Origin of the sequence: Stenotrophomonas sp. G106K1, from assembly GCF_037969685.1 — a bacterium.
Taxonomy (GTDB): Bacteria; Pseudomonadota; Gammaproteobacteria; order Xanthomonadales; family Xanthomonadaceae; genus Stenotrophomonas; species Stenotrophomonas lactitubi.
In genome coordinates this window covers 236,040-251,115 of record NZ_JBBPFR010000005.1, presented here as the reverse complement: position 1 = coordinate 251,115, position 15,076 = coordinate 236,040, and the positions used below count along the sequence as shown (strand labels likewise).

Below are 15,076 nucleotides of genomic sequence, written 5' to 3'. Positions count from 1 at the left end.
GCGGCACCGCATCCACGGTCGTGCTGCCCGGCCCGCTGGTGTTGCCGGCCGCATCGGTCGCAGTGGCATTGACCACCGTGCCATCGGCCAACGGCGTGCCCGGCGTGAAGCTCCAGTTGCCACTGCCGTCGGCGACGACCTGACCGATCGGGTTACCACTGCCATCGGTCAGGGTCACCGTTGCACCGGCTTCAGCCGTACCGCTGATGGTCACGCCATTGCTGGGATCAACCACTGGTGCAGCGGGTGCCAGGGCGTCCACCGTAGTGGCAGCCTGCGGGCCGGTGTTGCCGGTGGGGTCGGTCGCCGTAGCGACGATCACCGTGCCATTGGCCAGCGGCGTGCCCGGGGTGAAGCTCCAGTTGCCACTGCCATCGGCAGTGACCTGGCCGATCGGATTGCCGCTGCCATCGGTCAGGGTCACGGTCGCACCGGCCTCGGCGGTACCGCTGATCACCGAGCCATTGCTCGCGTTGAGCACCGGCGCGGCAGGCGCACTGGCGTCGACCGTGACGGTGGCTGCCGGGCTGCTGTTGCCGGCGGCATCCTCGGCCACCACGTTGACCACGGTGCCGTCAGCCAATGGCGTGCCTGGCGTGAAGCTCCAGTTGCCACTGCCATCGGCGGTGACCTGGCCGATCGGATTGCCGCTGCCGTCGGTCAGGGTCACGGTGCTGCCCGGTTCGGCAGTACCGCTCAGACTGCTGCCGTTGCTCAGGTCAACGGTCGGCACGGCCGGCGGCACCGCATCCACGGTCGTGCTGCCCGGCCCGCTGGTGTTGCCGGCCGCATCGGTCGCAGTGGCATTGACCACCGTGCCATCGGCCAACGGCGTGCCCGGCGTGAAGCTCCAGTTGCCACTGCCATCGGCGACGACCTGGCCGATCGGATTGCCGCCGCCGTCAGTCAGGATCACGGTTGCACCCGCTTCAGCGGTGCCGCTGATGGTCACGCCATTGCTGGGATCAACCACTGGTGCAGCGGGTGCCAGGGCGTCAACGGTGATCGAGGCCGTCGGGCTGTTGTTGCCTGCGCTGTCCTGGGCGATCGCGTTCACAACCGTGCCATCGGGCAGCGGCGTGGGCGGGGTGAAGCTCCAGTCGCCATTTGCATCGGCCACGGTCTGGCCGATCGGATTGCCATCGCCGTCGGTCAGCACGATGGTCAGCCCGGCGCCAGCCGTGCCGGAAATGATGCTGCCATTGCTGGCGTCCAGCAGCGGGGCATCCGGGTAGTCCGGCGCCTGCACCGACACCGGCGGACTGCTGTTGCCGGCCGGGTCGGTAACCACCACGCTGACGGTTTCACCATTGGTCAGCGGCGGATCCAGCGGAAGCGTGAACTGGCCATCGCTGCCCACCACACCGGTGATGTCCGGTTGGCCATCGCCGTTGGTATCCACACCCACGGTCGCGCCGGGTTCGCCATTGCCACTCACGCTGCTGCCGTCGTCGGCCACCACCACGTTGGTGGCAGCCGCAGGCGGCGTGGTATCCGGTGCGGTCACCTGCCCGGGTCCGCTCACGTTGCCAGCCGCATCAGCCAGGGTCACGGTGATCTGTTCGCCGTTGGTCAGCGGCGGCGACAATGTGATGCTGAAGCGGCCGTCGGCACCCACGGTGCCGGTTGCATCCGGTCGTCCGTCGCCGTTGCTGTCCACGCGCACGGTGGCACCCGCTTCGCCGCGGCCGGTCAAGGTACGGCCATCCGCACTGACCGCCAGTGCGGTGGGTGCCGAAGGTGCAGTGGTGTCCGGCAGCGGTGGCGCGGGCGGCGGCGGGGACGTTCCACCACCGTCGCCATCACCCCCGCTGTTGGCCAGAGCTACCGCCGCACCCACTGCGGCAAGACCGCCAAGGATCATCGCGCCACTGACACCGCTGCCGGTGGTGGCAGCGCCGGCAGCGGTCATCGACTCGAATCCGGCCAAGGTTTCCTGCGGCAGGTAGCTCGCGGCCAGCGGGCCGTCACTGGCTGTTGCTGGCAGGTCAACGGCAACGAGCTTTTCCTCGTCGACCAGGAACAGTTGGCTCGGGGCCTGCCCATCGACGTAGAAATTGGCGATGCGTACGTTTTCGCCGCTCTTGAGCTGGACCACCAGATCCTGGCCATCCTTCACGTAGCCCGCTACCTGGTCCGGGTCGATGTTCAGTGCGACGTCACTGCTCTGTCGCAGCATCACTACGTTGTTGGCAACAGTGGTGGCCGGGGTATCGGCGGTGATGGTTTCACTGACCGGAACAACCTTGACGCGAATAGCCATGGGACGGTCCTCTGATCGATGGGGCACCGCCATGCTCAGAACATCGATGGGGCACCGCCATGCGCAGAACAACGACACGCACGGCGATGACGCTGGCACGGCAGTTCGATGGATGTCTGGGTGAAGCCGTCCGCAGCCTGCGCAGAGCGCGGCTGGTCGAACGGACCTTCAGGAAAGGCTTGGCAGCCGGGTGCGCGACGTGCGCGTCCGGCTATGCCGCTGCAGCGGATTACGGTCTGGGTGCGTGGTCGAAATGCATGTACGACAATCCTCTTGTCTGGAATCACCGAAGCGCGCGTGTAAGCGCGGTCAGGGCTGTCGGACGTCGACCATCATTTCCCCCGTCCGATGAAGTCGATTTACATGGGAGACAGGTGAACGCTGCATGGAAATTCCGTGCAGAGCGCGTGCAATAAGCAGACTTCACGCCGGTTCTGTGATTTGCGTCACTACTCTACGGAGCCCACGGCCAGGGTGCTGCGGCCCGGTGCCGACGATATTGCGCAGCGCACAAAAAGGGCGGGCGGGCGCGTGATATGCACGACGCACCCCGCCTCGCCGGCTGCACAGGTCTGATTACGGCCCGGTACTGGTCGCTGACTCGGCATTCCACGCGGCGACCTTGGCCTTGGTGTCGGCCAGCATCCTGTCCAGCGCCGTGCGGTCGTATACATCGCCGCGCAGGATCACGCTGTCGATCTTTTCGGTGGCCGCGATGTCCTGCAGCGGGTTGGCGGTCAGCAGCACCAGATCGGCGGCCTTGCCCGTGGCGACACCGCCATAGCGCTGCATCTGGCCGAACCAGGCCGGGCCGGAGCGGGTTGCGGCGGACAGCGCCTGCGGTGCGCTCAGGCCTTCCTTCACGAACAGCTGCAGCTCCTGGTGCAGGCCGATACCCGGGTAGTTGAACGAGTTGAGGAAGCCCGCATCGGTGCCGGCAATGATCGTCACCCCCGCTTCCTGCAGCAGCGGCAGCACTGCGGCCACCTGGTGGTACTGCGCATGGCGCGCCTCGATCTGCGCAGGCGTCGCCTTGGCCGCGCGCTCCACGCGCCAGCTGTAGGTCGCACGCAGGCCCGGGCCGATGTAAGCCAGATACGGATCGTTGGCGTGGTCGTCCTGGTCGAGGAAGTCGAGGATGCGGCCACCGTTGAGCGTCGGCGTCACGAAGACGCCGCGCTTGGCGAAATCACGATAGGAATGCAGCGCGGTTTCGCGATCGAAGCTGGCGTCGAGGCGGCGATTGGCCTCGGCGCGGTCGATGCGCCCGGCGCCGAAATCGGCGGCGATCTGCGCTTCATCCTTGCTGCCAGCCTTGAAGGCATAGTCCAGATGTTCGATCGAGGCCAGGCCTGCATCCACTGCCTGTTCCACCGTCAACGCCATCGGAATATGGCCTGAGGCCTTGAAACCGGCCTTGCGCGCAACGCTGGCCGAGTACAGGAACAGTTCCGGGGTCAGCGTGCTGTCGGTGATCTTCACGAAATCGACCTTGTCGTGCTGCAGCCGCTCGATCGCCTTGTCCGCGTCGGTCTTGCTGCCCACCTCGATCGTGCCCTTCCAGACCGGCCTGATGCCTTCGATCTTCGCTCCCGACGTCAGCAGGCGCGGACCGAACAGCGTGCCGTTGGCGATTTCGCCGCGCCACTGCAGTACCTGCTGCGGCAGATCACCGGAGCAGTCACGGATCGTGGTGATGCCATGGGCGATGTACAGCGGCAGCAGTGCCTTGTTCTCTTCCACCAGCGCCGGGCCGCCACCGAAATGCACGTGCATGTCCCACAGGCCCGGAATCAGGTACTTGCCCTTGGCGTCGATCTGGCGGCTGCTGCTCCACTGGCTGCGTACCTGCGCATCGGGGCCGACCGCGACGATGTCCTCGCCACGGATGACCACGCTCTGCCCAGGCACGCTGCGCGCGTGCTCGACATCGACCACCGTGGCGTTGCGGATCAGCAGGTCGGCTCGCTCAGCAGCAGACGCCGACAGCGGTGCAACCGCAAGAAGGACGGCAAGGGACAACGGATGGGAACGGAACATGGACAGCGTCCTGGTGGGCACGGCAGCGTGCGGGGGAAGGGGCAGGTGTCAGCGTGTCGCGCCGTGCTGGCGCAGCAGGGTTTCAATGTTGGCGTAACCGCGTTGCCGGGCATGCGCCAGCGGCGTTACGCCGTCGCCATCGGCAAGCTCGGGGTTGGCACCGGCGTCCAGCAGCAGCTGCACGATCTGCACGTGGCGCGGGCCGCCATCGCCGAGCAGGATCGCCTCCAGCAGTGCAGTCCAGTGCAGGCGATTGACATGGTCCACCGCCACGCCGGCGCGCAGCAGCGCACGCACGGTGGCAACATGGCCGCGTTCGGCCGCGGGAATCAGCGCGGTACCGCCGTAGCGGTTGGTGCTGCGCAGGTCTGCGCCATGCGCGAGCGTCAGCGCCAGGATCTCATCCAGGCCGCGCGCGCCGGCGTACAGGTAAGCACTGTCCTGCATCGCGTCCTTGGCATTGACGTCGGCGCCGGCCTCGATCAGCTCGCGCGCCGCGTCCACGTTGTTGCCGTGGGTGGCCAGCAGCAGGGCCGTGCGACCCTGGCCGTCACGGGCTTCCAGATCGGCACCCGCGTCCAGTGCCTCGCGCACGGCCTCGGCATCGCCGCGGCTGGCGGCCTCACGCAACTGCGCATCAGCGTCGCTGCTGGAAGTCGCCGTGCACGCTGGGATCACCATGACCAGCAGGCACAGCAACAGCATGCGAGCCACTGCCGAACGGCGCTGCCGGGAGCGAGGGTGGTGCATCGTGACTCTCCTCATGCGCGATGGCGCCGGTCATTGCCGGCCCCTGCCCTGCATGGTAGAAGTCGGCACGGGTATCCAGAAGTGAAATGTTCAAATGCAAGACAGTGCCAAATCGAATAGAACAGTGTTCGAACTGGACCTGCTGCGGGCCCTGGTGATGGTCGCCGACTGCGGCAGCTTCACCACGGCGGCCACCCGTCTGCATTCAACCCAGTCCACGGTCAGCCAGAAGGTACGCCGCCTGGAGGAACTCGCCGGTCACCGCCTGCTCGAGCGCGGCCACCGCGACGTGCATCCCACCGATGCCGGGCACACCCTGCTGGGCTATGCCCGGCGCATGCTCGATCTGAACGAGGAGCTGGCCCAGGCATTGGCCGGCGCCACCGTGGAAACCGCGGTGCGCATCGGTGTGCCGGAGGACTTCGTCAACGCTCAGACCACGCGCATGCTCGCCGCCTTCAGCCGCGGCCACCCGCAGGTCAAGCTGGAAATCAGCAGCGGCCTCAGCCGTGATCTGGCCCACGGCTTTGACCATGGCGAGCTCGACCTGGTGCTGGTCAAGCAGCGCCGCAATACCCGCCAGGCCGTGCATTGCCGGCGCGAACCGATGCACTGGATCGACAGCCTGCGCAGCGGCAGCCTGCAGCAGGACCCGCTGCCACTGGTCACCTTCCCGCCGCGTGGGCTGTACCGCGACGAGATGATCCAGGCCGTCGAGGCACTGGGCCTGCGCTGGCGCATCGCGTTCACCAGTTCCTCGCTGAGCGGCATCCAGGGCGCGGTGGCCGACGGCATCGGCATCAGCCTGCTGCCACGTCGCGCGGTCAACCGCGAACACCGCATCATCGATGGCGAGCGCGACCTGCCGGTGGTCGACAACTACGAGATCGGCCTGCTGCATCGCGCCGATGCCGATGATGCGGTACGTGCGCTGGCTGCTGAACTCTGGCGGCAGGTGCAACGCGAGCCGGAGTGAAAGTTTGGCAGGGCTGCGCCCTGCACTCACGGGTAGTGCCGGCCGCTGGCCGGCAACCTCAACAGCCGAAGCAACAGCAACAGCAGGCTTCCTGAGGGATGGCGGGGTGGGTCCGGTTGCGGGGGACGCTGCAAGTACGTCCCTGTAAGCTCGATCGCGCCATCCATGGCGCTCACGCCCCCGCAACCGGACCCACCCCGCCTTCGATAGATTCCCGCGATCTGTGGGAATGGCATGGCCTGCTCCTGGTGGGTGTCGACCTTGGTCGACACGCAGATCCACGCAACGCGTGGATAGCCTATCCGTGATCGGATATCTGTCGAAGGCGGGGTGGAGTCGGATTGCGGGGTGTCCGCAGCATGGGTGCCGCGGCCAAGCCTACAGGGGCGTACTTGCGGCGTCCCCGCAATCCGACACCGCCCCGCCCTCCCAAGGGATGCACGCCTTTGCTGTTGCTTCTGAGGTTGCCGGCCAGCGGCCGGCACTACAGCGGGTGCCTGGCGCAGCCCGGCCGCTACAGCCAGCGCCCGGCGACCACCACGCGTCGCTCACCCGGCACCCCGGCCACCGCAGCCGGGCCATGGTCGGCACGTACAGCCACGAAGGTAGCGGGAAGACCATCTGCAATCCCGTATTGCGGCAACCCGATCACCTCCGCCGCATGGGTGGTGACCATGTCCAACACCAGCATCAGGTCCGCATCGGTGTAGAAGCCCGACCGATAGCCCAGCAGCATCGCCCGCTGCAGCAGGTCGCCATTGCCGTAGGGCCACCAGCAGTCGCGGATGTTGTCGTTGCCGGCGAACACGCGTACACCCGCGTCGTGCAGCGCGCGCAGCGGCGGGAACGGATGGTCGCCCGGCGCATTGCTCATGATCGCCACGCCGGCCGTGGCCAAAGCCTCGCCGACCTGCAGCGCGCGTGCCAACGGCACCTCCCCCAGCGCATAGGCGTGACTGACCGCCCCCCTGCCCTGCAGGCCCGACGCACGCGTGCGCGCCGCGATCCGCAGCAGCTGCGCCAGCCCGGTCTCGCCCGGCTCGTGCAGATGGATGTCCAGCTGTACGCCATAGCGCTCGGCCAGGCCAAACAACAACGCAAGCTGGCCTTCGGCATCCCCGTCCAGCGTGCTCGGGTCGATGCCACCAAGCACCTTCACCCCGGCAGCAATCGCCTGTTCCAGAATTGCCGCCGTACCCGGGCACGACATCACGCCGGCCTGTGGGAACGCCACCAACTGGATGCGCATGATGTCGGCACAACGCAGCGCCGCTTCACGCACCGCTTCCAGGTGACGCAGGCCGGTGCTGCCATCGATGTCGACGTGGCAACGCATCGCCACCGTACCGAATGCGCTGCACTGGCGGATCAGCGCCTCGGCGCGGTCCGCCATCGGTGCAGCGGCGGCAATCGCGGTCTTTTCCACCGCCAGTCGCTCGCGCAGGCTGCTCACCGGCTGATGCGGATGCCAGCGGTCGCCGACGAAGCTCTTGTCCAGATGGATATGGCCATCGACCAGTCCAGGCAGAACAGTAAAACCGGTCAGGTCGACGCTTTCGGCCTCCGCCGGTGCGGCATCGTCGCCGTTGATATCGACGAAACGGCCATCACGGACATGGAAATGCAGTGGGACACCGTCGCGATCGATGCCACCATGGACGAACTGCAGGGTCATCTGGGTCTCCCGGAAAGCCAACACTGGCGCCATCCTGCTCGCCGCCGCTGCCATCGGCCAACGAAATATCTGCATGCCATGCATTCACCGGTACGATGAATCCCGCCCGCGCCCCTGCGCCGCAGGGACGCCGGATGCACGCCTGAACGGGTAACATGGGCGCCTGTTTCCGCTGTGATGCCGCATGGGCCCGTCCGACCGCCACGATCGTCTTCGCCGCTGGCAGGCCGCGTCCCTGTTGGCCGCTGCCCCGATCGCCAGCCTGTCCAGCACCGATGCCAGTGCCGGCGCGCCCCTGCAGGCGCCGCCGGGCCAGCAGCGGATCGCTTCAGCCGTGCTGGTCGAGGTGCTGCACCAGCGCGTGCTGGCCGGCCAGAGCGCCACCGCCACCCTCGAAAGCTGGTGCGCCGAGCACGGCTTGGCCGAGCAGGCCCGGGTCCGCGCCGTGCGCGTGCATGGCCATGACAAGCCCGCCCCGGTCGACGTGCTGCAGGCCTTGGGCGCCGATACCTCCACGCCCCTGCGTTACCGCCGCGTGCAGCTGGCCTGCGGCAGCCGGGTGCTGTCGGAGGCCGACAACTGGTACCTGCCCGATCATCTCAGCCCGGCCATGAACCAGGTGCTCGACACGACCGACGAGCCGTTCGGCCGCGTGGTCGGTCCGCTCGGCTTCCAGCGCCAGACCCTGACCGACCAGACCTTCTGGCCGCCGCGCGGCGAAGGCGACCACGGTGTGATCCTGGAAGTGCGCGCCCTGCTGCGCGACCGTCAGAAGCAGCCTTTCAGCTATGTCATCGAGTCGTACCTGGTGCAGGCGCTGCCCTGATCCAGCAGTGAATTGAATAGAGAAAGGCCCGGCATCGCCGGGCCTTTCGTTTTGCGTTTCGATCAACGGAACCGGTAATCCAGCTCCACCCAGAACTGGCGGCCATACGGGTCGTAGTTGCCGACCGGATAGAACGGCCAGCCACCCCCATTCCTGTCCGCCGGCGGCCGGCTGTCGCGCAGGTTGTTGACGATCACGCCCAGTGTCAGGTTCTCGCCGAACTGGCGGAACACACTGGCGTTATAGGTCATGTACGGCGCGATGCGGCCACTGCCATCGCTCTTCGGCAACGAGCCATAGCGGTTGCCATAGATCGTCGCGGTCCAGTCGCCCTGGTTCCAGGTGATGCTGCCATTGGCCTTGCTGCGCCACTGCCAGTCATCCAGCGAATTGCGGATGTCGCGCACTTCGTCATCGGCAAACTGCTTGTACTCATGCTCCAGCACCAGGGTGTAGGCCAGACGCGTGGTAAAGCGGCCATAGCGGCCCGCATCGAAGCGCCAGTTGCCCTTCAGGTCGATGCCGCGCACCGATTCCGATGCCGCATTGATCGGGTTGATCAGTACGCGGGTCACCTGGTCCGGCTGCACGGTGGCGTTGGAGGGGTTGCGGATCACCCGCGACAGCGCGTCCTGGCACAGTGGCGAGCCGATGTCGCGCGCCTCGCCACCAAGGGTACGTCCCAGTCGGCAGTCGGCTTCATCGCGCAGGATGCGGCTGGTGTCGAGGCTGGTCACCTCGTTGTCGATGCGGATGTCGTAGTAGTCGGCGCTGAAATCCAGCCCGGACAGCGGCGACCAGACCACACCGAAGCCATACGATTTGGCCGACTCCGGCTGCAGCTGCGGGTTGGCGCGGTTGCTGTAGTCGATGGACAGGCCGTTGTAGTCGCAGTTGTCATACGACTGGCCTGCGGTGCGGCAGCGCCAGTAGTCGGTCATGCCCGGGTTGTAGCCACGGGTCTCGGTGGCGAACACATAGTTCATGTCCGGCGCACGGAAGCTGGTGGCCGCGGTGCCGCGGATCAGCAGGCTTTCGATCGGACGGAATTCGACACCGAAGCTCCAGGTCGCCTTGCCGATATGCTCCCCGCCGGCGCGGTACTGGTCGTAGCGACCTGCCAGGGTGGTGGTCAGCGACTGCAGCAACGGCAGCTGCAGTTCAACACCCGCCGCATAGCGGTCACGCTCGCCACCGGCACCGATGCCGGCGCTGGTATTCCAGAATTCACCGGTGCCCAGGCGTGGGTCCGGTCGGTTGCGATAGCCCTGGCTGCCCGCTTCGACCACCGCGGCCAACGCGGCGTCGCCACCCGGCAATGCGAACAGGCGACCGTTGACCGTCGCGCTGAAGGTCTGCAGCCACGCAGCGTTGCGGCTTTCCTGATAGTCGGACAGGCGACCGTACTCATCGGGTGTCAGCGGCCGGAAAAGACGCGACGGATCCGGCGCGTAGACCTCCACGCCGTTGCGTACACCCAGCTGCGGACCCAGCAGGTACTCGTTGATGCCGGCCAGCAGCACCGGGCGGCGCGTGCGGTTCTCGTAACGCGAGCGGCTGTAGACCGCTTCGTAGTCCCAGCCGCTGTCACCGAACTGGCCACGCGCACCGACGTTGAACGACCACGAGTTTTCCAGGAAGCGATTGGCGTTGCGCGGCAGGCCGCCGATTTCCTCCGGCGCGAAGCGGCGGTACCAGCTCTCCAGGTTGCCCGTGTTCTGGTTGTAGAAATAGTTGCGTGACGAGGTCCAGGTGGGCGCGCGCGTGTTGTTCTGGATCCGTGCGCTGCCCACGGCGACATCGGCGAACAGGTCGGTGGTGTCGTTGACGTGGAAGGTCAGCAGGCCGTAGCCGTTGAGGTTGCGCTTCTCGGTCTGCACGGTCCAGTAGCTGGCAGCGGCTTCGTTGCTGCCGCAGTACGCGCCCTGGCGAGGGTTGTTGGCGCGGAACACGCTGCCGCCGTAGATGGCCGAGGCCGCATCGCAACCGGCAACGCCCGGATCGATGTTGCGACCGGTGGCGGCGTTGCGACGATAGGCGACGGCCGTCGGCTGCGGCGCCTTGCCGGTGGGATCATCGTCCAGCGAATCCATGAAGTCGCGCTGCCGCGCGTGGATCGCCTTGCGCACATCCAGTTCGAAGCCGAACAGGCCTTCCCAGCGTTCGCCCGAGCTGCCACCCACCACCTGCACGCGCTGGTTGTCACCACCACCCTGCTGGGTGCCACCGGCACGCACGTTGACGTCCACGCCGTCGAAACGGTCCTTGAGGATGATGTTGACGACGCCGGCGATCGCATCGGATCCGTACACCGCCGATGCACCGGCGGCCAGCACTTCGATGCGCTCGATCAGTGCACTGGGGATGTTGGCCAGGTTGACCACGTTCACCGAGCCTTCGTAGGCCAGCGGATAGTCCGCCTGGCGACGACCGTTGACCAGCACCAGCGTGCGGTTCGGGCCCAGCCCACGCAGGTTGATGGTGTTCGCCGCCGGGGTGAAGGTGTTGCCGAAGTCCTCGCCCTGCACGTTGCCGGTATTTTCAGTCAACGCGCTCAACGCATCGAACGCATTGCGGTAGCCCTGCGCATCGATCTGCTCGCGGCTGATCACCGTGACCGGCGATGGCCCCTCGACGCTGGCACGCGGGATGCGCGAGCCGGTGACCTTCACTTCCTGCAATGAGGTGGGTGCGCTTTCCTGCGCGAAGGCCGGCAACGAGGCCAGCATCAGGGACGACAAGGCAAGCACCAGCGGACGCGGGTGCGGCGCCAGGGAAGAGGCGGACATGGGCTTCCTGGGGGAGTTGGGCGGGTGGTCCGGGGCGCTGGCGACGGTGCGCGCATAACGATCCCGTAACGAAAGTGTCCTGAACGGATGGTTGCAACGGAAATGACCAGGCCTGATGGCCTTATGCCTGAACCGACTCAGAACACAGCCAGCGACGGCGCAGCGTTTGCAACTTCTTTCATTGTCTCATTTCGCCCTGGTACGGCATCGTCCCACCCCATGAACCGGTATCTCCCTACTTCACTGCCTCCGCTGCGGCCGGTGCTGCGCCGCCATCTCCTGCGACTCCAGCATGACCCCATCGTCCTGCGCCCTCTGCAGCGCGCTGATCTGTTCGCTTGGCGCCGGCATCACCACCAGGTCGAACGCAGCGTCGTCTTCCCCGACGGCTTCGACGCTGAAGCGCGGTTCCTGGCCGGCGTGCAGCGCTCGCAGCTTCAGTACGACAATGATCGCCTGCTGCTCGGCACCTTCGATGCCGATGGCAAACTGCTGGATCAGTTGAATGTCCGACTGGACTGCGCGCACGCCCGCAGCGCGGAACTGCACTGGCTGCACACGGTGGGCTGCGCGCAGCAGCGTCAGCTGCAGGCAACCCTGAGGGCGCTTTGCCCCTTCCTGTTCGAGCAGGTCGGGCTGCGTCGGGTGTATTCCATGCTGGCACCGGATGCGAGCTCCCAGATCGTGGATACGTTGCACTCGATCGGGTTCAAGCAGGAAGGCGTGCTGCGCGACCATCATCTGGACGAAGCCGGCTGGCAGGATCGCCAGCTGTACGCACTGACTGCGCCAGCCTGGTTGCAGCGGCAGTCAGCGGAAAACTAGCGCACCCGCTCCAGCGAAGCATCCGCACCGGTCAACACGCTGCAGGCGTGGTCCTGCAGCTCCTCGGCGCTGGCATCATTGCCGCTGTCTGGATCCAGCTGCGTTGCCAGCAGGATGAAGCCAGGCGCGCCGTGCACGTCCTGGTGCCCCGCCACCAGCAGGCTCCATTGGCCGACCTTGTCCACTCCGCTCAGGTCATAGGCCAGCAGGTTGAGCGGATTGGCGGTCAGTGCTTCGCCCGGCAGCAGCCGCGCCTGGTACCGATGGCCGCGCAGCGGCACAGGCAGCGGTGCCCACTGCGTGCCGAGGCTTGTGCGGTTGTCTTCCAGCGCACGCAGCACATCGCTGCGCAGGCAGTCGACATGGATGTGCAGCTGATGCTGCGAACGGCCATTCGGTGAATTCAACGCCAGGCTGGCGACGCTGCGCGGCAGCGGCTGGCCCAGCGCCTGTTCGGTGCGCGTGCGGGCCTGCCAGGCCGCGGCGAAGTAATTGGGTGCGCCACGCCGGTACAGCGTGGGGCTTTCGATGCCACTGACCTTGTCCAGCGGCATCAGCAGGAACTGATAGTGGCCGTGCGCATCCTTGACCAGCACATCGCGGTGGTCGACAGCCGGGCGCACCTGCAGGCAATCGCCGCGTGGCGACTGTGCGCCCTGGCAATCACGCTCGATCAGGCGCCACAGCGCATCCGAATGTGCCGGCGGCGGTGCGGGGGGCACGCTGGCACAACCGGCCAGCAACATCAGGGGCAGCAGCAGGAATCGCACGGCAACAACTCGAGGGATCAGGCGCGACAGGCAGCGCCGCGCGCCATTCTAGCCAGTGGGATGTAGCAATCAGTAGGTGCCGAACGGCACTTCAACCACGACCGGGGCACCCGCAGGCAGCAGCTGCAGGGTGTAGCGGTCCAGTGCGCCATCATCATCGGCCAGCGGCTGGCGGTGGAACTGCAGGCGGTAATGGCCCTCGCCCAGGCGCACCTCGCTGCCGTCGGCGGCCAGCACGGCAGCGTCGGGCAGCAGCAGTCCGCCCAGATCGCTGTAGGCACCGGCAACATCGGTGAACGCATAGTCGGCCAGTTCATCCACCCGCTGCATCGCATAGACATGCGGCAGGTACGGGCGCGCCGGGCTGCGGCCATTGCTCAGATCGGTCACCCCGGCCTGCGGCAGGTGGTACTGCTCGCGCAGCGCGGCAACACCCAGCGACTCGCTGGCCACCTGCAGGCAGCACACCGCGCGCTTGCCTTCACGGTCGAGGACCACGAAGCGATCACCCCGGGTGGCGGCCTGCGGCAGCATCGCGAACGCCAGATTGCGCTGCGCCGGCTGGTAACCGGCTTCGGTCTGCAGGTTGCGCCAGCCACCAAACACCGGGGTTTCGGCAGCGGGCGCTGCGACCGGCTCGGCGGCCATGGCTGCCACTGCCATGCAAAGCAGGGACAGCACTGCCACCACCTTCACTGCGTTCTGCCTGCCACGCACACTGCCTGCCGTCATACCCGATCCAACACCTGCACCGGACTGGCCCGGTCTGCCCGCCGGCGCGCTGCCGGCAACGCCGGCCACTATGCAGTGCGGCGGCCGCGCGGGCAATGACCCGAACGCTGCCGGGTTTCGCGCGGTCAGTGCTATCGTGCCGCCAATCCCCTGCGCAGGAGCGCCCGCATGACCATCCGCCTGACTCTGTTGCTGCCCGCCTCGGCCTTGTTGCTGTCGGCCTGTGTCAGCACTCCCGGCCCGGAGGTCAAGGGCACTGGCCGCTGCGATGCCAGCCAGCTGGGCTGGGCCATCGGCCAGCCGGCCAACGAGCCGAACATCCGCCGCCTGTCCAACGAAAGCGGCGCCGGCATGGTCAACCCCATCGGCCCGGCCACCATCACCACCAAGGACATCCGCCAGGACCGCCTGCGCGTGTTCGTGGACAAGGACAACATCATCACCGCCACCCGCTGCGAGTAAGCGCGCCAGCGCCGTCGCGTAGAGCCGGGCCCCTGCCCGGCTCCATGGCTCAGGGCTCGGTGTAGCCCGAGCACTCGGGCAGTGGCTGGTCCGGCTGGTAAGCCCCTGAGGTGAAGCGGAAGGTACGCGTGTAGCTGCATTGCGCATCCTGTTCGGTGCGCAGATCCTTCTTCGTCAACCGCCCTTTGACCAGTGAGTCCCGCTGCGGTGATACCCCGGCCGGATAGTTGCTGGCCTCGGTCCGGTAGCGCAGCACGGGCATGTCCTGCCCTTCGGTTGCCAACGCAAGTTCCGCATCGAAACTGTACTCGTCGTGGCAGGCACCGGCGCGCTGATCGAAATCGCGCTCACTGAAGCAGGCCCGGATCATCTTGTTGGCCGACCACGCAACGGACAGCACGTCGGCGTCCACCTGGATGCCATCGTCGAGATGACGGATGCGCGCCAGCTGCAGGGTCGATGCGCTGGCGCCGCCACCGGAATACATCGCGCGGGCCTCCACCAGACCGCCGACGAGCACGTTCTGCAGTGCCGCCTGATGCGGATCGGCCACCGGCTGGCCGGCACCGGCACCGGGGGCCAGGCGCACGATGAAGGGCCAGACCCGCAGGTCGCCGTCGTCAACCACTTCGACGGGCACGTGGCGCATGCGTGGCTCGGCTTCATCACCTGCGCGCTCGGCAACTTCCAGCACCGCCGGTTGTTCTTCGCCCGTTGCGGGCAGCGCGCGAACGCACCAATGGCCGTCGGCGGTGCAGTAGCGCTCGGGGTCGTCCGCGCCCTGCTCGCCCTGCAGCATTAGCGCTTCCAGCCGGTTGCCCGCGACATCCTGTTGAACGGGTGCGACGTCCGCCGCTGCCTGCAGCGACGATGCCAACAGCAGTGCAGACAACACGGCGTAAGCAATACGCGTGGAATTCATGATCATCCTGTGCGCACCGGCACGTCCTTGCAAGGCGCCGATGGTA

The 15,076-nt window shown here is 66.9% G+C and carries 12 protein-coding genes; 4 read left to right on the top strand and 8 right to left on the bottom strand.

From position 1 onward, the window contains the following. From WKB25_RS07660 to WKB25_RS07650, 3 genes are all read right to left on the bottom strand, one after another. Positions 1 to 2,263 (bottom strand): Ig-like domain-containing protein (locus WKB25_RS07660; protein ID WP_340569798.1); only part of this gene is annotated, 2,263 nt, incomplete at its 3' end. 576 nt (positions 2,264 to 2,839) lie between these two features. Then, on the bottom strand, positions 2,840 to 4,303 hold the full coding sequence (locus WKB25_RS07655; protein WP_340569796.1) for an amidohydrolase family protein: 1,464 nt from the start codon (positions 4,301 to 4,303) through the stop codon (positions 2,840 to 2,842). Positions 4,304 to 4,351: 48 nt separating this feature from the next. After that, positions 4,352 to 5,053, bottom strand: a complete 702-nt coding sequence (locus WKB25_RS07650) for an ankyrin repeat domain-containing protein (RefSeq protein ID WP_340569795.1) — start codon at positions 5,051 to 5,053, stop codon at positions 4,352 to 4,354. Positions 5,054 to 5,147: 94 nt separating this feature from the next. Between WKB25_RS07650 and WKB25_RS07645 the strand changes: the two genes are divergently transcribed. Then, positions 5,148 to 6,029 carry a LysR substrate-binding domain-containing protein gene (locus WKB25_RS07645; protein WP_340569794.1) on the top strand — a complete coding sequence of 294 codons (882 nt, stop codon included), beginning with the start codon at positions 5,148 to 5,150 and terminating at the stop codon, positions 6,027 to 6,029. A gap of 514 nt (positions 6,030 to 6,543) precedes the next feature. Here the strand turns inward: WKB25_RS07645 and WKB25_RS07640 are convergent. Continuing rightward, positions 6,544 to 7,704, bottom strand: a complete 1,161-nt coding sequence (locus WKB25_RS07640) for an amidohydrolase family protein (protein ID WP_340569792.1) — start codon at positions 7,702 to 7,704, stop codon at positions 6,544 to 6,546. Between the two features lie 184 nt (positions 7,705 to 7,888). Between WKB25_RS07640 and WKB25_RS07635 the strand changes: the two genes are divergently transcribed. Further along, a complete protein-coding gene (locus WKB25_RS07635; RefSeq protein ID WP_340569791.1) occupies positions 7,889 to 8,530 on the top strand; it encodes a hypothetical protein in 642 nt (213 codons plus the stop codon). A gap of 62 nt (positions 8,531 to 8,592) precedes the next feature. Here WKB25_RS07635 and WKB25_RS07630 read toward each other — a convergent pair whose 3' ends face one another. Beyond that, positions 8,593 to 11,319, bottom strand: a complete 2,727-nt coding sequence (locus WKB25_RS07630; protein ID WP_340569790.1) for a TonB-dependent receptor — start codon at positions 11,317 to 11,319, stop codon at positions 8,593 to 8,595. A gap of 102 nt (positions 11,320 to 11,421) precedes the next feature. On the opposite strand from WKB25_RS07630, the gene WKB25_RS07625 reads away from it, so the two are divergent. Further along, positions 11,422 to 12,144: a GNAT family protein gene (locus WKB25_RS07625; RefSeq protein ID WP_340569789.1), complete on the top strand. Its 723-nt coding sequence runs from the start codon at positions 11,422 to 11,424 to the stop codon at positions 12,142 to 12,144. Here the strand turns inward: WKB25_RS07625 and WKB25_RS07620 are convergent. Both WKB25_RS07620 and WKB25_RS07615 read right to left on the bottom strand, forming a co-directional pair. Continuing rightward, positions 12,141 to 12,914, bottom strand: a complete 774-nt coding sequence (locus tag WKB25_RS07620; RefSeq protein WP_340569788.1) for a CDP-diacylglycerol diphosphatase — start codon at positions 12,912 to 12,914, stop codon at positions 12,141 to 12,143. The genes WKB25_RS07625 and WKB25_RS07620 overlap by 4 nt on opposite strands. A 69-nt stretch (positions 12,915 to 12,983) precedes the next feature. Then, the gene (locus WKB25_RS07615; RefSeq protein ID WP_340569787.1) at positions 12,984 to 13,646 is read right to left on the bottom strand and encodes a decarboxylase; all 663 of its coding nucleotides are present in this window, start codon (positions 13,644 to 13,646) and stop codon (positions 12,984 to 12,986) included. 168 nt (positions 13,647 to 13,814) lie between these two features. Between WKB25_RS07615 and WKB25_RS07610 the strand changes: the two genes are divergently transcribed. After that, the gene (locus WKB25_RS07610; RefSeq protein WP_340569786.1) at positions 13,815 to 14,108 is read left to right on the top strand and encodes a hypothetical protein; all 294 of its coding nucleotides are present in this window, start codon (positions 13,815 to 13,817) and stop codon (positions 14,106 to 14,108) included. 49 nt (positions 14,109 to 14,157) lie between these two features. Here WKB25_RS07610 and WKB25_RS07605 read toward each other — a convergent pair whose 3' ends face one another. Further along, positions 14,158 to 15,030 (bottom strand): hypothetical protein, encoded by an 873-nt coding sequence (locus WKB25_RS07605; protein WP_340569785.1) that lies wholly within the window; start codon positions 15,028 to 15,030, stop codon positions 14,158 to 14,160. Positions 15,031 to 15,076 lie beyond the last annotated feature (46 nt).